The sequence below is a fragment of the Kribbella sp. NPDC005582 genome, assembly GCF_040605415.1.
In the GTDB taxonomy this organism is placed as follows: domain Bacteria; phylum Actinomycetota; class Actinomycetes; order Propionibacteriales; family Kribbellaceae; genus Kribbella.
On record NZ_JBEXCU010000001.1, the window covers coordinates 184,492 to 205,166 of the forward strand.

Annotated in this window: 19 protein-coding genes; 12 read left to right on the forward strand and 7 right to left on the reverse strand. The window is 67.2% G+C overall.

The genetic code is table 11. From position 1 onward, the window contains the following. Positions 1 to 379: 379 nt before the first annotated feature. The 4 genes from ABZS29_RS00900 to ABZS29_RS00915 all read right to left on the reverse strand — a co-directional run bounded on the left by ABZS29_RS00900 (position 380) and on the right by ABZS29_RS00915 (position 4,728). The gene (locus tag ABZS29_RS00900) at positions 380 to 1,207 is read right to left on the reverse strand and encodes a carbohydrate ABC transporter permease (RefSeq protein ID WP_355457295.1); all 828 of its coding nucleotides are present in this window, start codon (positions 1,205 to 1,207) and stop codon (positions 380 to 382) included. Then, positions 1,204 to 2,136 (reverse strand): sugar ABC transporter permease, encoded by a 933-nt coding sequence (locus tag ABZS29_RS00905; RefSeq protein WP_355457297.1) that lies wholly within the window; start codon positions 2,134 to 2,136, stop codon positions 1,204 to 1,206. Before ABZS29_RS00905 ends, ABZS29_RS00900 begins: the two co-directional genes overlap by 4 nt. Before the next feature lie 24 nt (positions 2,137 to 2,160). Next, complete coding sequence (locus ABZS29_RS00910; protein WP_355457299.1) at positions 2,161 to 3,555, reverse strand: extracellular solute-binding protein; 1,395 nt, start codon at positions 3,553 to 3,555, stop codon at positions 2,161 to 2,163. A gap of 183 nt (positions 3,556 to 3,738) precedes the next feature. Further along, on the reverse strand, positions 3,739 to 4,728 hold the full coding sequence (locus ABZS29_RS00915) for a hypothetical protein (RefSeq protein ID WP_355457302.1): 990 nt from the start codon (positions 4,726 to 4,728) through the stop codon (positions 3,739 to 3,741). Positions 4,729 to 4,837: 109 nt separating this feature from the next. On the opposite strand from ABZS29_RS00915, the gene ABZS29_RS00920 reads away from it, so the two are divergent. The 12 genes from ABZS29_RS00920 to ABZS29_RS00975 all read left to right on the forward strand — a co-directional run bounded on the left by ABZS29_RS00920 (position 4,838) and on the right by ABZS29_RS00975 (position 17,807). Next, positions 4,838 to 5,437 carry a TetR/AcrR family transcriptional regulator gene (locus ABZS29_RS00920; RefSeq protein WP_355457303.1) on the forward strand — a complete coding sequence of 200 codons (600 nt, stop codon included), beginning with the start codon at positions 4,838 to 4,840 and terminating at the stop codon, positions 5,435 to 5,437. A gap of 181 nt (positions 5,438 to 5,618) precedes the next feature. After that, positions 5,619 to 6,854: an MFS transporter gene (locus tag ABZS29_RS00925; protein ID WP_355457305.1), complete on the forward strand. Its 1,236-nt coding sequence runs from the start codon at positions 5,619 to 5,621 to the stop codon at positions 6,852 to 6,854. After that, complete coding sequence (locus ABZS29_RS00930; RefSeq protein ID WP_355457307.1) at positions 6,854 to 8,029, forward strand: radical SAM protein; 1,176 nt, start codon at positions 6,854 to 6,856, stop codon at positions 8,027 to 8,029. Before ABZS29_RS00925 ends, ABZS29_RS00930 begins: the two co-directional genes overlap by 1 nt. A 1-nt stretch (position 8,030) precedes the next feature. Next, the gene (locus ABZS29_RS00935; RefSeq protein ID WP_355457309.1) at positions 8,031 to 8,285 is read left to right on the forward strand and encodes an acyl carrier protein; all 255 of its coding nucleotides are present in this window, start codon (positions 8,031 to 8,033) and stop codon (positions 8,283 to 8,285) included. Further along, a complete protein-coding gene (locus ABZS29_RS00940) occupies positions 8,282 to 9,457 on the forward strand; it encodes a hypothetical protein (protein WP_355457311.1) in 1,176 nt (391 codons plus the stop codon). The genes ABZS29_RS00935 and ABZS29_RS00940 overlap by 4 nt, the downstream gene beginning before the upstream one ends. After that, a complete protein-coding gene (locus ABZS29_RS00945; protein WP_355457313.1) occupies positions 9,447 to 10,421 on the forward strand; it encodes a Gfo/Idh/MocA family oxidoreductase in 975 nt (324 codons plus the stop codon). Before ABZS29_RS00940 ends, ABZS29_RS00945 begins: the two co-directional genes overlap by 11 nt. Next, positions 10,418 to 11,314, forward strand: a complete 897-nt coding sequence (locus ABZS29_RS00950) for an aminoglycoside phosphotransferase family protein (protein WP_355457315.1) — start codon at positions 10,418 to 10,420, stop codon at positions 11,312 to 11,314. Before ABZS29_RS00945 ends, ABZS29_RS00950 begins: the two co-directional genes overlap by 4 nt. Further along, positions 11,311 to 12,336 (forward strand): hypothetical protein, encoded by a 1,026-nt coding sequence (locus tag ABZS29_RS00955; RefSeq protein WP_355457317.1) that lies wholly within the window; start codon positions 11,311 to 11,313, stop codon positions 12,334 to 12,336. The genes ABZS29_RS00950 and ABZS29_RS00955 overlap by 4 nt, the downstream gene beginning before the upstream one ends. Next, the gene (locus ABZS29_RS00960; protein WP_355457319.1) at positions 12,333 to 13,457 is read left to right on the forward strand and encodes a condensation domain-containing protein; all 1,125 of its coding nucleotides are present in this window, start codon (positions 12,333 to 12,335) and stop codon (positions 13,455 to 13,457) included. The genes ABZS29_RS00955 and ABZS29_RS00960 overlap by 4 nt, the downstream gene beginning before the upstream one ends. 76 nt (positions 13,458 to 13,533) lie before the next feature. After that, positions 13,534 to 14,316 carry an ABC transporter ATP-binding protein gene (locus ABZS29_RS00965; RefSeq protein ID WP_355457320.1) on the forward strand — a complete coding sequence of 261 codons (783 nt, stop codon included), beginning with the start codon at positions 13,534 to 13,536 and terminating at the stop codon, positions 14,314 to 14,316. Beyond that, on the forward strand, positions 14,313 to 16,796 hold the full coding sequence (locus ABZS29_RS00970) for an FtsX-like permease family protein (RefSeq protein ID WP_355457322.1): 2,484 nt from the start codon (positions 14,313 to 14,315) through the stop codon (positions 16,794 to 16,796). Before ABZS29_RS00965 ends, ABZS29_RS00970 begins: the two co-directional genes overlap by 4 nt. Before the next feature lie 57 nt (positions 16,797 to 16,853). After that, positions 16,854 to 17,807: a hypothetical protein gene (locus ABZS29_RS00975; protein ID WP_355457323.1), complete on the forward strand. Its 954-nt coding sequence runs from the start codon at positions 16,854 to 16,856 to the stop codon at positions 17,805 to 17,807. Positions 17,808 to 18,497: 690 nt separating this feature from the next. On the opposite strand, the gene ABZS29_RS00980 is transcribed toward ABZS29_RS00975, so the two are convergent. From ABZS29_RS00980 to ABZS29_RS00990, 3 genes are read right to left on the reverse strand one after another with little or no spacing between them, the layout of a single operon-like run. Continuing rightward, entirely contained in the window at positions 18,498 to 19,112 is a 615-nt protein-coding gene (locus ABZS29_RS00980) for an NAD(P)H-dependent oxidoreductase (protein WP_355457325.1), read from the reverse strand. A gap of 28 nt (positions 19,113 to 19,140) precedes the next feature. Then, on the reverse strand, positions 19,141 to 19,791 hold the full coding sequence (locus ABZS29_RS00985) for a DedA family protein (RefSeq protein WP_355457326.1): 651 nt from the start codon (positions 19,789 to 19,791) through the stop codon (positions 19,141 to 19,143). A gap of 38 nt (positions 19,792 to 19,829) precedes the next feature. Next, positions 19,830 to 20,654: a LamG-like jellyroll fold domain-containing protein gene (locus ABZS29_RS00990; protein ID WP_355457328.1), complete on the reverse strand. Its 825-nt coding sequence runs from the start codon at positions 20,652 to 20,654 to the stop codon at positions 19,830 to 19,832. Positions 20,655 to 20,675: the final 21 nt, after the last annotated feature.

The window sequence follows — 20,675 nt, forward strand, 5'->3', positions numbered from 1 at the left end:
GACGAAAAATCCCCGACCAACGAAGCAGCCTCCCGAACCCCAACCGAAGCCCGGAAGCCCAGACCACGGCAACGCGACCGCCGACCCCGCCATCCCCCTCAGCCCCGTGCGTAGCCGAGCCACCCTGCTGTTCATCGGCCGCCGCGCAAGCTCAGCCACAGCCCAACGTCCCCGGCCGAGTCGGCAGCAAGGTGGGGTGGATGTTAGGCCCGCCCGGCCCAATCCCATCCCCAAGCCACCGTGCGCCGCCCGGGCACGCCGGCTGAACCGCCCGTGCACCGGACAACCCTCCACCGAACCACAGATGCACCCGCCGAAGGCGGCAAAAGAAGAGCCGCCGCGCAGCGGTGTCCTTTCCGTGCGCGGCGGCATGTGAGCGTCAGCCCTTGATGGCGCCGCCGAGGGCGAAGGCACCACCGAGCTTCTTGCTCAGCAGCAGGTACAGCAGCAGCACGGGCATCGTGTAGATCAGCGAGTACGCCGCCAGCTGGCCGTAGTTCGGTTCGCCGTACTGACCGAAGAAGGTGAAGATGCTGACCGACGCCGGGAGGCGTTCCGGCGAGAGCAACAGCATGAACGGAACGAAGAAGTTGCCCCACATGCCGATGAAGGTGAAGATCAGCACGACCGCGATCCCGGGCCACATCAGCGGGAGCACGATGCTCTTCAGCGCGCGCATGTTGCTCGCGCCGTCAACCCACGCCGCCTCTTCCAGCGAGATCGGTACGCCGTCCATGAACGTCTTCGTCAGCCAGATCGCGAACGGCAACGAACTGGTTGCCATGAACATGATCGTCCCGCCCAGCGTGTCCACCAGGTTCAGCTGCACGAACAACCCGTAGACCGGCACCATCACCGCAGTGATCGGCAACCCCGTACAAAACAGCACAGTCAGCAAGAACGGCCGGTTGAACCGCGACTTGAACCGCGACAACGGGTACGCCGCCAGCACCGCACACACCATCGTGAGCAACGCCGAGCCGCCGCACAGCACGATGCCGTTCAGCACCGGCCGGTACGTCGTGTCCGTGTTCAGCACCGCTTTGAAGTTGCCGAGCGTCGGGTGCGTCGGGAACTCGACCCGCAGTCCCGCGGTCCGGTTGATCGACGCGAACAGCACCCACAACAACGGCAGCACGAACAAGATGCCGATGGCCAGCAGGATCAGGTTCTGTGCCAGCTTGCTGATCCGGTCGCGGGCAATCACGCTGCCTCCGAGTTGAGTCCACGCAGGTAGATCAGCGAGAAGACCGCGCCGATCGCCAGCATCACCAAGGCGATCGCCGTGCCGTAGCCGATCTGGGAGAAGCTGAACGCCTGCTCGTACATGTACAGCGGCAGCGTCTGGGACTTCGTCCCGGGCCCACCGCGAGTCATCGCATAGATCAGACCGAACACACTCAGCGTCTGCAGCGTGATCAGCATCAGGTTGGTCATGATCGCCCGGCTGATCATCGGCAGCGTGACGAAGACGAGTCGCCGCCAGCCGCCGGCGCCGTCCATCTCGGCCGACTCCTCGATCTCCTTCGGCACCTCACTCAGCGCGGCCGAGTACACCAGCATCGAGAACGCCGTACCGCGCCAGATGTTGGCCAGCGACACCGCGATGATCGGTGCCGCGTACAACCAGTCCTGGCCGGGCAGGCCGACCGCGTGCAGCATCACGTTCAGCGTGCCTTCGTCGTTGAAGAAGGCCGACAGCAGGTACGCCGCGACGACCTCGGGCAGCACCCACGCCCCGATGACCGCCGTACCGACGAAGTTGCGGACCACCTTCGTGGACCTGCGCATCAGCAGCGACAGGCCGAGCCCGAGTGTGTTCTGGCCGATGATCGCGGAGATCAGCGTGAACAGCAGGGTCAGCCAGATCGCGTTGGTGAACGCGCCGCTGCCGAAGGCCTTCCGGAAGTTGTCCAGGCCGACGAAGGTCACGTTCGCCGCGCCGTTGCCGGTCAGCGCCATGTTCGTGAACGCGGCGTAGACGCAGTACACGATCGGGCCGGCCAGGAAGACCAGCATGAGTCCGATGGCCGGGGTGAGCGGCAGCATCTTGAACAGGTTCGCGGCCCGCGGCTTCCCGTTGCGTCCGGGCTTGCGGCCGGACGCAACGGGAGTCGGGGCGACAGTCGTCGTCACAGGGAGGGTTCCTTCGCCGAGGGACTACTGGCCGGAGGTCGTCTTGTCCTTGCCGACAATGCCTTCGACGGCTTCGTCGTAGTTCTTCGCCGCCTCGTCGACCGAGGACTGCCCGGTCATCACCGCCTCCATCGCGGTGATCAGCTCGTTGGAGACCTTCGGGTACTCCGCGTAGGCCGGCCGGTAGACGGTGACCGACACCAGGTCGGTGAAGAACTGCGTGCTCTTCGACGAGCTCTTGTAGCCCTCGTCCGCCGCGACGTCCTTCCGTACGGCGATCTGCGCGCCGTCGGTCGCGTACTTCGCCGCGTTCTTCTGCGTCTGCAGGGTCTTGATCAGGTTCCAGGCCGCGTCCGGGTTCTTCGCCTTGGCCGGGATGGCCCAGGTCCAGCCGCCGGAGAGGCTGACCTTGCCCTTACCGCCGCCGTCCTGGGTCGGCATCGCGGTCTGGCCCATCACCTCGGTCCACTGCGGCCACGGCTTGGCGCCGGTCTTCTGCCAGTTGCCGTAGATCCAGGAGCCGTCCAGCGCGATTCCGAGCTTGCCCTCGGGGAGCAGTTCGGTGCCGACCTTGGAGCCCATGTTCGGGTCCAGGGCCTGCTTGGGGGACGGGCCGATGCCCTCGGAGAAGACGGTCTTGATGAAGTTCAGCGAGTCCTTGAAGCCCTTGCTGCCGACGACCCACTTCTGCTGCTCGTTGTTGTAGAGCGTGTCCTTCGTGCCGTAGAGCAGCATCTCGAAGCCCTGCATGGCCGAGGCCTCACCCATCGGCTTGCCCGAGTAGATGTTGAACGGCATCACGCCGGGGACCTTCTGCTTGATGGTCCGGGCCGCGCTGAGGACGTCGTCCCACGTCTTCGGCTGCCAATCGGCCGGCAGTCCCGCCTTCTTGAAAATGTCCCGGTTGTACCACAAGGCACGAGTGTCCGTGCCGTCCGGAATGCCGTACGTCTTGCCGTCCAGCGCCTTCGCGGCGCCCTTGGCGGTGTCCTCGAACTGGCTCCACTGGTCCCACTTCGAGATGTACTCGTCGAGCGGCCGCAGGTAGCCCGCGGTGATGTCGGAGTTGATCAGGAAGGTGTCCTCGTAGACCACGTCCGGCGCCGTGTTCGGCGACCGCATCATCAGCTGCAGCTTGGTGTAGTAGTCGTTCTCACTCGCCACGATCGGCAGGATCTCGACCGTCGACCCGGGGTTGGCCGCCTCGTACTCGGCCTTCACGCCGCCGAGGAAGGTCTTCATGGTCGTGCCCGGGCCCCATTGCTGGTAGGCGATCTTGATGTTCGCCGGGCCACTGCTCTGACCACCACCGGACTCCGGCTGTTTGGTCGTCGAGCCCTGACTACAGGCCGAGACCGCCAGGAGCAGCGCGGACGCGGCCAGCGCGCCAACCGCCTTGAAACGTTTCCTTGTCACCATCAGGTCCACCTTCGGGCAATCGTTGTCATCCCGGTACCACGACCCAAACACAGCGGGCTTTTGGCGAACTTAGGAGGCTGACGGCCGTGAAGTCAATGGTTGAGAGACAACGTTGTCCGTGGTGGAACGCCCGGACGCGGTGGCCTTGTCATAACAATCAGGTCACCGCGTCCGGGACTTTCTTCAGACCGTAACGGCTTCCACCTGGTGACGGCCAGGGACGACACGTTGCGACCGCATCGCGCCCAGACCACAGAGGAACAGTCCCAGCGCCAGCCAAGCACTCAGTACGACGAAGGCCGGCCCCGCCCCGGCTCCGTCGAAGAAGCTCACCGAGCGCAACGCCGTACCGGCGGCTCCCGGCGGCAGGAGCTGACCGAACGCACCCCAACCGCTCGGCAGCATCTCCGGCGCACTGGTCAGCCCCGACAGCGGATTGCCCAGCAGCATCATCAGCGCAGCGCCAGCACCCAGCCCGGGCAGTCCGAACAGCCACTCCAGCCCGAGCAACGTCAGACTGATCGCAGCGATCGACAGCGCGACCACGCCGGAGTTCGCGAGGTAGTTACCTTCGAAGGACCCGAGCCAGAACTGCAGTACGGCGGTCAGCGCGAGCCCACCAGTGATCGCCAGCCCGACGGCCCCGACCATCCGCCGCGCACCGGACCGGATCTGCATGGTCAGCACCGAAGCGGCCGCGATGCCACCGATCACCAACGGCAGCGAACCGGCGGCGAGCCCCGACCCACGTGGGTCGTCCGCAGGCAGCGGTACGACGTCGGTCACCTTCGCGGGGTGATCCGGCGACAAGCGGGTGGCCAACTGGGTCAGCAGCTGAGCGATCACCGGACCGCCGGCCGACGCGGTCAGCACCTCAGGCTGCGCCGGGTCGAGCACGATCGCGCCGTACACGTCGCGGTCATTGATCTTCTGCACAGCGGCCGCCCGGTCTGCCACCGGCGTGATCTCGAACCCGCCCGGCATGGCCTGCTCGAGACCGGCCTGAACCTGGCCGACCGTCTGACTCGGGCCGGCGACCGCGATCGGTACGTCGCGCGGCGCGGACCGGGCCGCGGGCCACGCGAACGCGATCAGCAACACGGTGAGCACGGCGGTGAGCAGCAGAACGACTGCCACCAGGGGTGGTTGGCGGCGCTCGGCCTCAGCAGTCATGAGCGGGGACCCCTTCTCCAAGTAAACCGAATGACCGTTCTTTATTGATTCGAGCGTGGCGCAGGAGCGTCGCCTTGTCAAGAACGGACATTCGTTTTAGGTTCCAGCCATGCCGAAGGTGACCGAGGAACATCGCGTGGCCCGCCGCGCCCAGATCGTCGCGGCCGCCCGGTCCTGCGTGCTCGAGCAGGGTTTCCACAAGACGACGATGGCCGACGTGATCGCCGCCTCCCGCCTGTCCGCGGGCGCCGTCTACGGCTACTTCAAGAGCAAGGAAGAAATCATCGGGGCGATCGCCGAGGACGCCCTGAGCAACGTCGACGAGTTGTTCGAGTCGATCCTGGACGACGACACCTCAGAGCCACTGCAGCCGGTGGCGGTGCTGGAGCGCGTCCTCCACCACATCATCGTGATCGCCGAGCGCCCCGGCGGCGACGTCACCCGGATCGCCTTACAGGCCTGGGCCGAGGCGTTGCGCAATCCGGCCATGCTGGAGATTGCCGGCGACAAGTACCGGAGGTTGCGCAGCCGCTTCGCCGAGGTCGCTCGCCGCGCCCAGGCCGACGGCACCATCGACGCCGCTGTCGACCCCGACCACATCGCCCAAGCCCTGTTCGGTTTCGTGCCCGGCTTCATGGTCCAGCGCCTGCTGATCGGCGACGTGACACCGGAGTCCTACACCGCCGGACTGCGCGCGATCCTTCGCTGAGCAAGTCATCAGACCTCCCAAAACTGAGAGTTCGTCCCACTTGTCTCTCTCAGCGACGAATTCACTACGGAGGGCTTGAGTCCCGCGACCTACCCGGTTAAGTTGTCCGAGCACTTCATTCAGGACTTGAAGAAAGAGAGCTCGACCGGGGAATCAGCCAACGACGCTGGGGAGTCGACGGGTGCGCGGACGAACGACGACACAGGCACGGCCTAGCGCCGATCTGTCCTGGTACTGGGGCAGCCAGACGGCGAGCTTCGTCGGCGACCGGCTGACCGGTTTCGCCGTTCCCAGCATCGCGATCCTGACGCTGAACGCCTCGAGCGCCGAAGTCGGCGTCCTGTCCGCCCTCGGCTGGTTCGCCTATCCGGCGTTCGGCCTGGTCGCCGGAGCAGCACTCCCCCATCTCCCGCGGCGCCGCGTGATGATCGGCGGCGAGCTGGTTCGCTGTGCCGCCTTCGCGACTGTTCCGGCGGCCGCCGTACTCGGTGGTGCCGGCATCGAGCAACTGTTCGTGGTCGTCGCCGTCGCGGGCGTGGCGATGGTGTTCGTCGATGTCGCCGGCCAAACCTATCTACCCGCGATTGTTGCCCCGGGCACTCTTGTCGGCGCCAACGCCAAGCTCCAGAGCTCGGACAGCGCCTCCAAACTCGTGGGTCCCGCGCTGGCCGGTCTGCTGCTGCGGACCACCGGATCGACCATCGGCCTGTTCCTGAGCGCCCTGCCGTTCCTGGCCTCGGCGTACGGACGCACCCGGATCACCGCGGTCGAACCTCCCGCAGACCCCGCCCAAGCGCCGTTCGTGCAACGCATCCGGACCGGTCTCGCCTTCGTGCAAAGCCATCCAGTACTGCGTCGCCAAGTCAGCGCAGCAGCAGTACGGAGTTTCGGCTCCGGCATGGTCGACGCTGTCCTGCTCCTGTTCGCGTACCGCGTTCTCGGGCTCTCCAGCCTCGCCGGCGGTCTGCTGATCGCGGCAGGCTCGGTCGGCGGACTACTGGGTGCGTTCCTGGCCAACCGCCTAGCCGGCAAGCTCGGCACTCGCCGCGTGCTGCTGCTGACCAGTGTGGAAGCCCTGTGCTGGTTGGCGATTCCACTCTGTCTCGTCACTCAGCCCGCGATCACGCTGGTGCTGATCCGAGTGCTGGCAGGCGGCTGGCTGCCGGTGTGGAACGTCGTGACGACCAGTGTCCGTCAGCAGGTCACTCCGTCCGCACTGCAGAGCACAGTGCATGCGACCGCCCGCACGCTCACCTCGTCGACAGTTCCACTCGGTGCGCTCACCGGCGGCTTCGCCGGCGGCGTACTGAGTAGTCAGCTCGGGGCCGCGACCGGTCTCGTCCTCGTCCTGGCGACGGGAGGTGTGATCGCCGGAAGCAGTGCCCTGCTCGTCGCAACCACTCCACGGGAGGTCTGATGCGCCCCACCACGACCCGCACCCTGAACAGCAAAGAGTTCGCCGACATCCTGCACACCGTCTCGATCCGGTCCAAGGCTCGCAAGAACCTGCTCACCGACCCCGAGTACGCCGCTCCGCTGCCGCAGGAGGTCAGTCTGCAACTGACCTACCGCTGCAACCTGCGCTGCACACACTGCTACCAGTGGAACGAGCAGGGCTTCTTCCGCGACTTCAGTTCCGAGCGGCAGCGCACCGAGCTGGACCTGTCGGTCATCGAGGACGTGCTGAAGACGACCGCCGAGGTCCGGTCCAAGCTGTTCCTCTGGGGCGGCGAGCCCTTGATGCACACGAAGTTCGACGAGGTGGCGAAGCTGCTGGAGAAGTATCCGCGGACCGTCAACATGTGCACCAACGGACTGCTGTTCAAGCGCAAGCTGGACGACCTGCTGCGGATCGGCGAGAACCTCAACTTGCTGGTCAGCCTGGACGGTCTCGGCGAGGACCACGAGGCACTGCGCGGCCGCGGCACGTTCAAGCGCACCATGGAGAACATCCAGCTGATGCTGGACCTCAAGCGCGAGGGCAAGTGGGACGGCGAGCTGTCCCTGTCCTGCATGGTCTCGCACGTCACCGTGCACAAGATGTACGAGTTCATGGAGTGGGCCGAGGAGCTTGGCGTCAACACCGTCTACTTCCAGTTCCCCTGGTACATCAGCCCGTCGGTCGCCGAGGCCATGGACCGCCTGTACGAGAAGTCGTTCGCGTGGCTGGAGCCGAACACCGACACGAAGAAGCCCACCTGGCACTCGTACACCTACCAGCTGCCCGAGGAGGAGCTGCCCGCGCTGCGTGAGTCGATGGCCCGGCTCGCGTCCCGCGCCTGGAACGTCCGTCTGCGCTACCAGCCGCAACTCGAGGACGACGAGGTCACCGACTTCATCCTCGGTACGTCGCGCCCGGCACAGCACCGCAGCAAGTGCCTGGCGGTCTCGAACCGGATGGAGGTCCACGCCGACGGTGCGGTCAGCTCGTGCAAGTTCTTCCCGGAGTTCGTCGTCGGCAACCTCTACGAGCAGTCGGTCGAAGAGCTCTGGCAGAGCCGGCCGTTCCGCGAGGTCCGCCGGATCATGTCCGAGAACGGAATGATGCCGGTCTGCTCCAAGTGCATCCTTCTCTACCTGAACGGAGTCTGAGGTGACCATCGAAGACCGCGTGAAGCTCGTGCTGGCCAAGGTGCTCGACAACGGCACGACCGCCGAGGAGATCGGCTCCGGCGCCGACCTGGTCGAGGAGTACGGTCTGGACTCGCTGCAGACGATCACGTTCCTGCTCGCGATCGAGGACGAGTTCGACCTGGAGCTCGACTACCCCAACCTTCAGCTGGACGACCTGCGATCGGTGCGGCAGTTCAGCACCTTCGTGGAGCGGCTGGCCGCACCCGTGCAATGACGGTCCGCTTCGGCACCTTCGACGCGGAGGCCTGGTGGCGGCCGGCCGACCTGGCCGAGCTGCCGTCGGTCGGCGGCAGCGACGTGGCCGTCGGCGCGATGGACGAGCTGCTGCTGGGCTTCTGCGCACCGGACGACCTGCTGATCACCCGGTATCCGATCCACCCGGACCTCCTCACCTGTCACGCGATTTCGGTGGACGACCCGGGACCTGGACCGATCGAGCGGTACATCGATCCCGAGCTGGTGCGCGGCGCTTCAGTTGCGCCGTACGCCGTCCTTCCGGACACCGCACGCCTGGTCGGCGCGAGCCTGCCACCGAGCGAGGTCGTTGCCCTCGTCAACTCCAAGACCTGGTCCAACGACCTCGTGGTCGAGCTCGGTCTGCCCGGCGCGGGCCGCGTAGTGCGCTCACCAGAGGAGCTCGTCGAAGCGGTTACCGCACTCGAGTTCCGAGCACTGGTCAAGGACCCGTACGGCGTCTCCGGCCGCGCACTGCTCGAAATCTCCACACCCGGCGTACTGCGCGCGGTCGAGCGCGTGCTGCGCAAACAAGACCGCCGGGTCGAGCTGCTCGTGCAGGAGAAGCTGCCGAAGCTCCATGACTTCTCCGGCCATCTACTGCTCAACCGCGACGGTACGGCGGAGTTCCTCGGAATCCAGCAGATGACCAACAAGGGCTTCCGCCACCTCGGCTCGCGCCGTGCACCCGCGGCACTGATCGACGAGAGCCGGTACGCCGACTCCCTGGCCGGCGTGGTCGACGCACTCGCGCGGGCCGGCTACTGGGGACCGGTCGGCGTCGATGCGATGGTGCTTGCCGACGGCACCGTCGTACCGGTCCTGGAGATCAACGCCCGGCAGTCGCTCGGCCTGCTCACTCTGCATCTGGATCAACGGACCGAGCTGACCGCACACCTGTGGCAGCTCGAGCTGAACATTGCTCCAGGCAAGGGAATTGCCGATGTGCTGACCGCCTTCGACGGTCTGCTCACGACCGGCGACCAGCCGGGCATCCAGGTGCTGAACGGCAGCACGCTCGCCGCGCCCGGCGGCCGGGTGTATCTGGCGATCTATTGCCACCCCGACGATCTCGGGCCGTGGCAGCGTCGTCTCACCGCCGCGGTCAACGCCGCCGGCCTGACACCGCGAGGAATGACCGATGCCGCTTGAGATCGGGCTGATCGGAGCCACCGGCATCGCCGGCCGCACCATGCTGGCCCCGGCCGCCATGACGAACGCCCATGTCCGCGCCGTCGCCGCGAGCGACGCCGTACGGGCGAAGGAGTACGCCAACCAGTACGGCATCGAGGTGGTGCACGAGAGCTACGCGGCGCTGCTCGCGGACCCCTTGGTTGACGCCGTGTACATCTCGCTGCACAACTCGGCGCACCACCGCTGGGCGGTCCGCGCGGCGGTGGCCGGCAAACACGTGATCGTCGAGAAGCCCTTGTGCCTCACGGCCGAGGAGGTCGCCGAGCTCGAGTTCGCAGCCGACGGTGCTGTGCAGGTGACCGAGGCGGTCGCGACCGCGCACCACGAGTGGCAGCACGCGGTGCGCTCCTTCGTCTCTGAGGGACGCTACGGCGTACTGCGGTCGGTGCGGACCCGGATGACGTTCGCGGAGCCGACTCCTGGTGGGTACCGCGATCACCCCGAGCTCGGCGGCGGGATCTTCTACGACTGCGCCAGCTACTGGCTGCAGGCGTTGCAGGCGACAGTAGGGCTGGACGTCACCGAGGTGTCCGGCGAGTCGGCTTTTGACGGGCCCAACGGCGTGGACCGGTCCTTCCTGGCCACCTTGCACTGGCCGGACACGACAGCCACTCTGGAGTGCAGCACTGGTCCCGACCACGTCAGCGAGCATCTCTTTGAGTTCGACGGCGCCACGGTGAAGCTCCGCAACTTCCTGCGCCCTGTTGTCGCCGCACTGCCGCTCAACCTTGTCGTCACTCCGGCCGACGGCGAGCGCGAGGTCATCAGTTTCGCCCCGGTCGCCTACTACCAGCGTCAGCTAGCCGACTTCGTCCACAGCACGTCGGCACACGGCTGCCCAGGCCTGACCGAGGCTGCGGCCCGGATCGAGTTGATGGAAGCGATCTACGCCGATGCCCGCCGCCGAAAGGCCACCTCGTGAAGCAGCCCCCGCCCCACGCACTGGACCCCGCCTACGTCACCACCCTGCTCACCCAAGCGGGTTGGGACCCGTCAGCACTCACCGCGGTGACACCGCTCGCTGACGGCACCTACAACCACGTCTACCTGCTCAACCACACTGCCGGCGACCTGGTGCTGAAGATCGCCCCGACCGGCCCGGGCCTCACCCATGAGCAGCACCTCATCCAGACCGAGGCCATGTTCTACCAGGCCGCACTGGGCAAAGCCCCGGTCCCAGAGGTCGTTCACTCCGGCACCGATCACCTGCTGATGACCGCACTCCCCGGCGTGACGATCCACAGCACTCCCGCCGACCGAGCGCAGTACCGGCGGGAGCTCGGTGCGATCGTCTCGAGCCTGCACGAGGTCACCGGCACCGACGGCTTCGGTTACCCGCAGCGCGGCCTCAAGAGCTCGTGGAGCGCGGCCTTCCTCGGCATGTTCGACGACATCCTCGCCGACGCCGCTCGGTACGACGTACCGCTGCCGCCGAAGGTCTCCCGGCAACTGGTGACCGACCGGACCGCGCTACTCGACTCTGTCCGCGTGCCGCGGCTGGTGCACTTCGACCTGTGGGACGGCAACATCCTCGTCGAGGACGGCCGCGTGACCGGACTCATCGACGGCGAGCGCGCGTTCTGGGGCGATCCGGTCGCGGAGTTCGTCTCACTGACCCTGTTCAGCGATGTGGACGCCGACCTGATCGCCGGGTACGGCGCCGACGTCAATCGCGAACGCCTGTCGCTCTACCGCGTCTACCTCTACCTGATCATGCTGGTCGAGGGCACTCCGCGTGGTTACACCGGTCCAGAGCACGCAGGTCTGGTCAAGCTGGTCGAGCGGCACCTGGCCAAAGAGCTGGCGGCGCTGTGATCGAGATCCTGACGTCCGGCGTCGCGCTCGGCGTCCATGTCCCCGGGCTGCTCTTGGCTGACCGCATCCGTGAACAGCGCGGCCAAGTCTCCGTCTCGGTCCTGGAGCGGCTGATGCCGGCCAAGACGCTGGAAACCACTGCGCAGTCCAAGCTGGCGTTCCACCGCGACTTCCGCGTAGCTATGGCCGGCCAGAAGCTCGCGGGCAACGCCTCTCGTGCCGCAGACCCCGCAGCAGTCTCCGCGCTCTACGCGGACTGGCGGAGCCGTGGTGTCACCCGCTTCATCGTCTTCTCCGGCTTCTGGCTCACCCTGCTCACCGACTACCTCGAACAGCACGGACCGGTCGAGGTGGACATCTGCCACGTCGACTCCGTCGTCTCGCCCTCCTTCCAGAAGGTAGGCACGCCGCCGTACCCGGTGCGGCACGTCAAACTGGCGGATGCGGACGCAGGGACCATTCCGTGCAGCATTCCGGTCAGCCGCGACGCACCGATCTCCTGGAAGGACCGTGAGCGCAGACTGCTCGTGCACGGCGGCGGCTGGGGCATGGGCACCTACCGCGAGTACGCCGCTGAGCTGGGCACTGTGGGCTTCGCTCTCGACGTGGTCGCCTACGAGAAGCAGGACCTGACCTCGGACGGCGTCCGCTACTTCATGATCGACCCGGACTGGCATCCCTGGCTGGATGACGGCTATCCGCCGTTCGGACTAGCCGGAGAGGCGTACGAGCAGCGCACCGGCCACCATGGCTCGTTCGACCTGTGCCGTCAGGCACTGGCGACCGTGAGCAAGCCCGGCGGCGGCACACTGCTGGACTCGCTCTGGTCTGCGACTCCGCTCGTGCTACTGGAACCTTTCGGCGCTCACGAGCAACGCAACGCCGACCTCTGGATCTCACTCGGCTACGGCATCGCCTTCGAGGACTGGGCTCGCAAGGACTTCGCAGTCGAGGTACTGCAAGAGCTCCACGAAGCACTGCTCACGGCGGAGGTGCCTGAGTACTCGGAGGCGCTGCTATGACGCTCCCGACCTCGCTCTGGCAGACGTTCGCACTGCACCTCGACGACAACCGTCCGGGGTTCGCGCGCGGCCCATGGTTCACCATGAACGCCGTACTCGAGCTGGACGGTCCCGTCGACCACAGCAGGCTTGCCAGCGCCTTCCATGAGCTACAGCAACGCCATGAAGCACTACGTACTGAGATCGTTGACCAGAGTCAGCTGATCCACCCGAACCCGACGGCCGAGCTGGAGTTGATGGAGGCGGTCGAGACGCACGCCGAGGTACCACTCGCAGCACCGGTCCGGCTGCGCTTGGCCGGCAACCGGCTCGCACTCCATCTGCACCATATGATCGCCGACCCGGTGACGCTCTGGACCACACTGGACGAATTGGCCGCGCTGTACTCCAGCACCGACGTACCGCCGCCAGTAGCGCAGTACGCCGACTACACGCGCAACGAAGCCGAACTGGTCGAGCGCCAGCGCGGTGCGGCCGGTGACTGGTGGCAGGCCCGGATCACCGACGCCAAATCCTGCCCGCAACCACCTCCCCAACCGGCCAAGCAGTTCGCCTACCGCGCTCAACTCCTCAGCACCGATGAGCTCGCAGCCGTCAATCAGCGCACCCTGCAACAACGCAGTACGCCGCTCGTCACCCTGCTGGCCGCGTTGGCAGCTGGCATGGCACCACATGTCGGCCCTGGCGACACCCTGCTGTTCAACACCCTGTTCAGCAAACGTGACCGCCCGCAATGGCAGCGAGTGCTCGGCCCTTGCATCGTCCCATCGGTCCTGGCCGTCCCACGCGACGCCGACCTCGCCGCGGTCCGCGAAGCAGTCGTCGGCTGTAGCCGCCACGCCCGCTTCCCCATCCTTGAAGCACAGGTGCCCAGCAGATCTCCGTTCTTCGAGTATGTCCCCCAGCAGTGGCCGCTCGGCTACCACTTCGGGCCGGTCCACGCCACCGTCGCTGCCGTCGCCGGTCCCAAGGACACCGGCCTGGCCGACATCCTCGGCATCCGCCTCCGCCCCACCACCGACAACGCCCTCACCGGACACTTCAGCGGCGACGGCACCGACTGGACCGAGCCCCTGGTGTCACAGCTGTGCGCCGGCATGCGCAACCACCTCCTGCCCTGAGGGTGGGGTTTGCACCACCATTGAGCGCGACTCAGCACCCTGGGAGGACGGGCGCCGGATCCGTAGCGTCCTGAGCATGACGAAGAAGCGGCAGGACGCCGTGCTCCGCAGCGAGCATTCTGTGGTTCTCCAGGACGTACGCCGGGTCTACGGCCGCGGCGCCAACACGGTGGCCGCGCTCGACGGGGTGAGCATCGGTTTCGGTCGCGGCACGTTCACCGCGGTGATGGGTCCGTCGGGCTCCGGGAAGAGCACGTTCCTGCACTGTGCGGCGGGGCTGGACCGGCCGACCTCGGGTTCGGTGCTGATCGACGGTCAGCCGCTGGCCGGAATGAAGGAGCGTGAGCTCACCGAGCTCCGGCGTGAGCGGATCGGCTTCGTCTTCCAGTCGTTCAACCTGCTCCCCGCGCTGACTGTCTGGCAGAACGTCGTACTGCCGCAGGAGCTCGACGGTCGCCGGCCGAACAAGGCCGCGGTCCGCGAGGTGCTCGAGCGGGTCGGTCTCGGCGACAAGCAGAAGAGCCGTCCGGGCGAACTCTCCGGCGGACAGCAGCAGCGCGTCGCGATCGCCCGCGCGCTGGTCGCCCGCCCGGCGGTGATCTTCGCCGACGAGCCCACCGGCGCCCTCGACACCCAGACCGCGGCCGACGTCCTGGAGCTGCTCCGCGAACCGGTGCGCACCCAGGGCCAGACCGTTGTGATGGTCACCCACGACCCGGTGGCGGCGTCGTACGCCGATCAGGTCGTGTTCCTCGCCGACGGCCGGCTCGCGGGCAGTCTGATCGCCCCGACCGCCGAGCAGGTCGCCGACCGGATGACGCACCTCGGTGCGCGCGGCAAGCTGGCGGTGGCCGGATGATGCGACTCGCTATCCGCACCTTGCGCTTCCGCAAGGGCGGGTTCGTCGCCACCTTCGTCGCGGTCGTCTTCGGTACGGCGATCGTGATGGCCTGCGGCGGTCTGATGGAGACCGGTATCCGCTCGAACGTCGAACCCCAGCGACTGGCCGCCGCCCCGATCGTCGTCACCGGCCAGCAGTCCCACAAACCGGCCGGCGCCGACGAGGACACCGATGCGTTTCCGCTGCCCGAACTCGTCGGCGTACCGGCTGCGATGGTCGCCAAGATCCGCGGCGTCGAGGGCGTCACCGGAGTGGTCGGCGACCGCACGTTCACCGCGCCGATCGTTGGCGGGACCGGCGCAGTCGTTGCCCAAGGCCATAACTGGGCCGGCGCCGCGCTGGCGCCGTACAAGCTGACGGCGGGACGCGCGCCCGCGGTCGGTGAAGTTGTCACCACCAGCGGCCGCACCGGCGACCAGGTGCGAGTGCTGGTCAACGGAGTCGCGCAGAGCTTCACCGTGAGCGGGATCGCCGCCGCTCCGGCTGGTCACACCTTCTTCAGCGAGTCCGACGCCACCCGGCTCAGCCGGATGCCCGGCCGGTACGCCGATGTCGGCGTACTCGTTGCTCCGGGCACTGATCTGGACGCGGTCAAGAAGCGGATCGAGGCACTCGGGAACCTGACCGCCTCGTCCGGGGTCGACCGCGGCCTGGCCGAGCACGCCGGGACCGGAGTGCAGCGCGAGGCGCTGATCGCGATCGCCGGTTCGTTCGGCGGGATCGCGGTGATGACGATGATGTTCGTGGTCGCGTCGACGTTGGCGCTGTCGGCTCAGCATCGTGAGCGCGAGTTCGCGCTGCTGCGCGGAATCGGCACCACGCCTGGTCAGGTCCGGCGGATGATCCTCGGCGAGGGTCTGCTCGTCGCCCTCCCGGCCGTTGCCGTCGGCATCATTCCTGGCATGCTGCTCGGTCGGTTCCTGTTCGATCAGCTGGCTGCGCACGGTGTCGCCTCGTCGGTGATCACTTTTTATCAGGGGCTGATTCCGTTCGCCGCTGGTGCGGGCGCAGCGGTCCTGGCAGTGATCGGTGCGGCCCTGATCGCGGCCCGCAAGTCGGCCAAGATCAAGCCTGTCCAGGCGCTGATGGAATCCTCGCTGCAGCGGAAGTGGTTCAGCTGGGTGCGGCTGATCGCCGGTCTGCTGTTCCTCGGCGGCGGCATGGCGCTGATGATCGTGACCGCGACGGTGATGGTCGGCCCGCTGGCCGGTGCCACCGCCGGTCCGTCCGTCCTCTGCTGGGCGATCGGGGTCGCACTGCTGGGTCCGTTCTGGACGAAGGCCGCACTGCTGTTGTGGCGCTGGCCCGTCCAGGCGCTGAGCCGGGTCAACGGCCGGCTGGCGATCCGCAACGTCTCCGTCCGTTCGGTGGCGATGTCGGCCGCCGTGATGCCGGTGATGCTTGCCGTCGGCATCTCCACCTCCAACCTCTACATGCAGACAACGCAGGTCGACGCCGCGTCCCACGCCTTCACCCGCGACCTCACCGCTGACATCGTCCTCACCTCCGAGACTGGCCTTTCGCCGCAACTCGTGCAGCAGGTTCGATCGGTACCCGGTGTGGCCGGAGCGTCGGCGTACGTTCGCAGTACCGGCGTCATCGACGAACCGCGGAACGCACCGCTCGACGACGACGGCGCCCCACTGGTCGGCGTCGACGCTCAAGCCGCGAACGGCCCGGCTCCGGTCCGCCTCACCACAGGCTCACTGTCCGGGCTGACCGGCTCGACCGTGGCACTCCCCGACTACGTCGCACAGAAGATCAACCGCGGCGTCGGCTCAACCATCACGGTCACCTTGGGCGACGGCGCATCGATCCCGCTCCGAGTGGTCGCAACCTTCGCCGCCGAACGCGGCTACGAGTCCATCGTGCTCCCCGCAGCCCTGCTGACCGCCCACACCACCGATCGCCTCGTCCGCCAACTCCTGGTCCGCACCACGCCCGGCACCGATCCCGGTCCCGCGCTCACCAAGCTCGCGGCGACGCATCCCGGCGTACGGGTTGCTGATCGCGAGGCCCTCGTAGCCGCCAACGCCGAAGACCAGAAAACCCAAGCCTGGGTCAACTACATGCTCGTCGGCATGCTCATCGCCTACACCGCAGTCTCGGTCGTCAACACCCTCGTCTCCACGACTCTGCGCCGCCGCCGCGAGTTCGCCCTTCAACGCCTCACCGGCTCCACCCGCAACCAAGTCCTCCGCATGCTCACCACCGAAAGCACCCTCATCACGTTGTCCGGCATCACCCTCGGCACCTTGGTAGCCCTGGCCTCGCTCCTCCCCTTCGCCGCCAAAGTCGCCGGCTCCCTCCCCACCGGCCCGATCTGGATCTACCTCGTAGTCATCGGCGCCGCCGGCCTGCTCACCTTCGCCTCAACCCTCGTCCCCGCCGTCGCCTCCCTCCGCCACTCCCCCACCCAACCGACCCACGCCGACTGAAGCGGTTATCCACAACCCCTCCAGCACGAGGCGTCCAACTGCCTCATGCTGGGGTGGATGTGGTGGCACCGACAGCTGGCCGACGAAGGCATCCAGGAGCTGATCCGGTCTCAGGACCGGATCGTCTCGCGCGTCCAGCTACTCGCCGCAGGCTGGTCCAGCGACCGCGTGCGCCAACAGATCCGCAACCGTCGCTGGCGAACCATCCATCCCGGCGTTTACTCCACCCACACCGGTCCCCTCGGCTACGACGAACGTCTGATCGCCGCCCTCCTGTACGCCGGCCCGGATGCCGCGTGGAGCCACTACACAGCCGCCGAACAACTCGGCCTGCTCAAACCCTCCTCCGACCGTCCCGTCCACGTGACGATCCCGGACCACCGCCAAGTACGGCGACGCCCCGGGCTGGTGATTCACCGCGATGTCCACTGGGCCGACCGCCTCGCGCGAGCCGTCCCACCACGCCGTACTCCGGCTCAAGCAATCCTCGACATCGTCGGTATCGCCCCAACCCTGGACCACGCCGCCGCCGTCATCGCCGAAGCCTGCCAAACCGGCCGAATCAACCCCACCGAAATCCTCGCCGCGCTCACCACCCGAGGCCGCCTGCGCCACGGCCGTTCACTCCGCCCGATCCTCACCGACGTCGCCGCCGGATCGCACTCGCTCCTCGAACTCCGCTACCTCCGCGACGTCGAACGCCGCCACGCGCTCCCCACCGGCCGCCGCCAACGCGCCATCGACCGCGAGTTCACCGACGTGTACTACAACGGCTTCGGCCTGGATGTAGAACTCGACGGCCGCCTGCACCTCGTCCCCTACCAACGCTGGCGAGACCTCGACCGCGACAACCGCGCCACCCTCCGCGCCGAAACCACCCTCCGCTACGGCTGGTTCGACATCACCAACCGCCCGTGCCAAGCCGCCGTACAGGTCCTCAGCGTCCTTCGCCGCACAGTCCCCGACCTACCTGCCCGCCCGTGCTCCCCGAGCTGCCCAATCACCCGCTAGTCGGTACTTTTTCGTCACCTGGACCCTAAAAACTCACGACTAACGCATTCGCAGCCCTGCGCGTGGGCCTCCCGGTGGTTCGGTTGAGCGCCACTTGGGCTGGGGCGGGACTCGGCCGGCTATGGCCGCGCCGGGCTGGCCGCCGCGTCCGGCCGATTGAAAGGGCTGGGTGGCTGAGCAGGGCGGTGGCTGAGGGGGTGGCTAGGTGGCGATCGCGTGGCCGTTGCTTGGGGTCGCCGGGCTTTGGTTGCGGTTTGAGTAGGCGAGTGCGTTAGTCGGCAGTTTTTCGTCGGATGGACCCTAGAGACTCACGACTAGCGTTTGGCTTGGCAGGTTAGGAGGAGGGGGATGGGGTCGCCGGGGAGGCGCCAGAAGCCTTCGGGGGTTGGGCGAATGGTGGGGCGGCGTTGGCGAAGGTCCACCGGGAACTCGTCGAGGCGGGTGATGTGGCCGCGTCGTACACGTCGGCCTGGACGAACCGTGCGGCCAATCCCACCTCGACCGCCAACCGCGCACGTCGCCGAGTGCCTCCAGCTCGAACGGTCGCAGCGAACTCCCGCCGGCCCGAAACCCGTCCACGTCGTACAAGTCAGAGGTGCCGACCGCGTGCGCCGCGGCTCGCAGATCCCACCCGGCCCGGTTGCGTTCCACCCGCTCATCCATACCTGCACGGTAGGCCGAGCACTGCCGTTAGTGCAGCGGCGTCGGTTCGGCGACGGGCTGAAGCGCGGTGGTGGTGGCTTGGATGATGCTGGCGTTGGTGCGGAGCCAGGTGGCCAGGACTACCTGGAGGTCTTCCAGATCACGCTCTTCGAGGATCACGCCGGGGACCGGGACGCTCGCACCCAGCTCGGCCAGCACCGGGCGCAGGTGCTGATCAGCGAGGAGCTTGTGACTGAGCGCAGCCGACACAGTCACCGGTACGACGACCGCCCCGGCCAGCGCGCGGGCGGGCAGCACATCGAGGAAGCTCTTGAGCAATCCGGTGTAGCTGCCTTTGTAGACAGGTGTCGCGACCACGATCACCGACGCCGAGGCGGCGAGTTCAATCGCGCTCTCCAGCGCAGCGCGATCCTCCTCGCTGGCAGCGTCGCCTTGGAAGATCGCGGGGGCGATCGTCACCAGATCGACCAGCTCGTCGATCCGGTACGGCGTTCCCAGCTCGGAGGCCAGCAATTCAGCGACCGAGGCAGCGGCAGCTGCGGTGCGGGAAGCGGGTTTGGGGTTGCCGACGACGGTGACTACCGACTGCGGCCAGACCGGCGGATCCGGGACAACCTGGGGTTCGAACGCGATGGAGGGCATGGGGCGAGCGTAATCAAAGTCGGGCCCGCTACTTGACTTTCTCAGATGCTGAACTACGGGCCCGAAGCTTGACAATCACGAACCAGGCCACCGCGGCGACCGCACCACCCAGCACGGCCCACTGGAGGACGCCGACCGAGGACTCGACCACGTGCCAGCGCTCGCCGAGTTGATAGCCGGCGACGATCAGCAAGGTGTTCCAGATACCGCTGCCGATCGTGGTCAGCAGCACGAACAGTGGCACCGAGAGTCGCTCGACCCCGGCCGGCACTGAGATCAGACTGCGGACGACCGGGACCAAACGGCCGATCAGCACCGCCTTCGCGCCATGACGGTTGAACCAGTCCTCGGCCTTGTCGACGTCCTCGACCTTCACCAGCGGCAGTTTCGCGGCCAGCGCGCGGGTGCGGCTGCGGCCGAGGCCGGCGCCCACGCCGTACAGGGCGAGGGCGCCGACCACCGAGCCGAGCGTGGTGAAGACGATCGCGGCGGCGAGGCCGAGGCCGCCGCGGCTGGCCGCGAACCCGGCCAGCGGGAGGATCACTTCACTGGGCAGAGGCGGAAAAAGGTTCTCCGCAGCGACTGCCAGACCGGCGCCGGGTGCGCCCAGCTTCTCCATCAGGTCGATGGCCCAGCCCGCGATACCGGTCGGTTCCTCAGCCGCTTGGAGTGCAGTCATGCGGCCAAAGTACCCATCAGGGACAACCCTGAGTCACCTCACATCGCGCTGTGGTGTGCAGCGACCTGGGCTGCGGTCAGCTCCTTGTTATAGGCCGCGACCTTGCCGACCGCACCCTGGAAGTAGGACAGGAAGTCACGCGTCCCGACCCGGAACGGCGCCATACCGTCACTCGGCACGATCACCGTGCCGGAGATGCTCAGGTCATCGGTGTCGCGCAGTACGCCGTCCCGGTAGATCTTGGTGTAGCCGTTCGGGTACGTCGCGCTCTTCGCGTTAGCGTTGATGACGAGCACATAGTGGATCCAGGTACCGGCGCTGATCGCGTCCTGGAAGTAGGAGCCGGCGCCGAGCCCGCCGGTGTGGTTGAACAAGTAGCCCGAGATCCGGTTCGGCCGGTTCTCCGTGTTGGTCAGCGAGTACATCCGCGACACGTACTCGTGCTGACCCGCCTCGCCCTTGCCCATCCAGTGCACATACCCACTGCCCTGCACATGCGGGAACTCGAGCGTGTCCGGCCGCATCCACGCCTCCAGCGTGAACACGCCAGTCGTCGCCGGACTGAGTTTCGCGTTGTCCGCAACCTGGAAGTACCCGGTGGCACCGTCGAAGGCGGTCGCCGGGTCGCCGTTCGGCAAGGTGGTCGCCGACCGCGTCCCGCCGTACGTGCCGGTCAGCGCGGAGCCACCCACGGCCGAGGCTTCACTGCTCGATCCCGGCTGCGCCAACCGCCAGAAGGCGACCGGACCGTCCTGCAGCACAGCGGTGTCGTAGGCGGAGACGCATGGGCGATGCGTGGGATGAGCAGTGCCGGGCGAGAGCAACGACACCAAGGCGATCACCGCAACTGCGAGTCGGTACATGGTTGCCTCCCAAAAGCGCTG

Coding starts and splice junctions, on each gene's coding strand:
- ABZS29_RS00910 (WP_355457299.1), bottom strand. CDS start 3,555: ATGGTGACAAGGAAACGTTTCAAGGCGGTTGGCGCGCTGGCCGCGTCC.
- ABZS29_RS00915 (WP_355457302.1), bottom strand. CDS start 4,728: ATGACTGCTGAGGCCGAGCGCCGCCAACCACCCCTGGTGGCAGTCGTT.
- ABZS29_RS00920 (WP_355457303.1), top strand. CDS start 4,838: ATGCCGAAGGTGACCGAGGAACATCGCGTGGCCCGCCGCGCCCAGATC.
- ABZS29_RS00930 (WP_355457307.1), top strand. CDS start 6,854: ATGCGCCCCACCACGACCCGCACCCTGAACAGCAAAGAGTTCGCCGAC.
- ABZS29_RS00940 (WP_355457311.1), top strand. CDS start 8,282: ATGACGGTCCGCTTCGGCACCTTCGACGCGGAGGCCTGGTGGCGGCCG.
- ABZS29_RS00945 (WP_355457313.1), top strand. CDS start 9,447: ATGCCGCTTGAGATCGGGCTGATCGGAGCCACCGGCATCGCCGGCCGC.
- ABZS29_RS00960 (WP_355457319.1), top strand. CDS start 12,333: ATGACGCTCCCGACCTCGCTCTGGCAGACGTTCGCACTGCACCTCGAC.
- ABZS29_RS00965 (WP_355457320.1), top strand. CDS start 13,534: ATGACGAAGAAGCGGCAGGACGCCGTGCTCCGCAGCGAGCATTCTGTG.
- ABZS29_RS00970 (WP_355457322.1), top strand. CDS start 14,313: ATGATGCGACTCGCTATCCGCACCTTGCGCTTCCGCAAGGGCGGGTTC.
- ABZS29_RS00975 (WP_355457323.1), top strand. CDS start 16,854: ATGTGGTGGCACCGACAGCTGGCCGACGAAGGCATCCAGGAGCTGATC.
- ABZS29_RS00980 (WP_355457325.1), bottom strand. CDS start 19,112: ATGCCCTCCATCGCGTTCGAACCCCAGGTTGTCCCGGATCCGCCGGTC.
- ABZS29_RS00985 (WP_355457326.1), bottom strand. CDS start 19,791: ATGACTGCACTCCAAGCGGCTGAGGAACCGACCGGTATCGCGGGCTGG.
- ABZS29_RS00990 (WP_355457328.1), bottom strand. CDS start 20,654: ATGTACCGACTCGCAGTTGCGGTGATCGCCTTGGTGTCGTTGCTCTCG.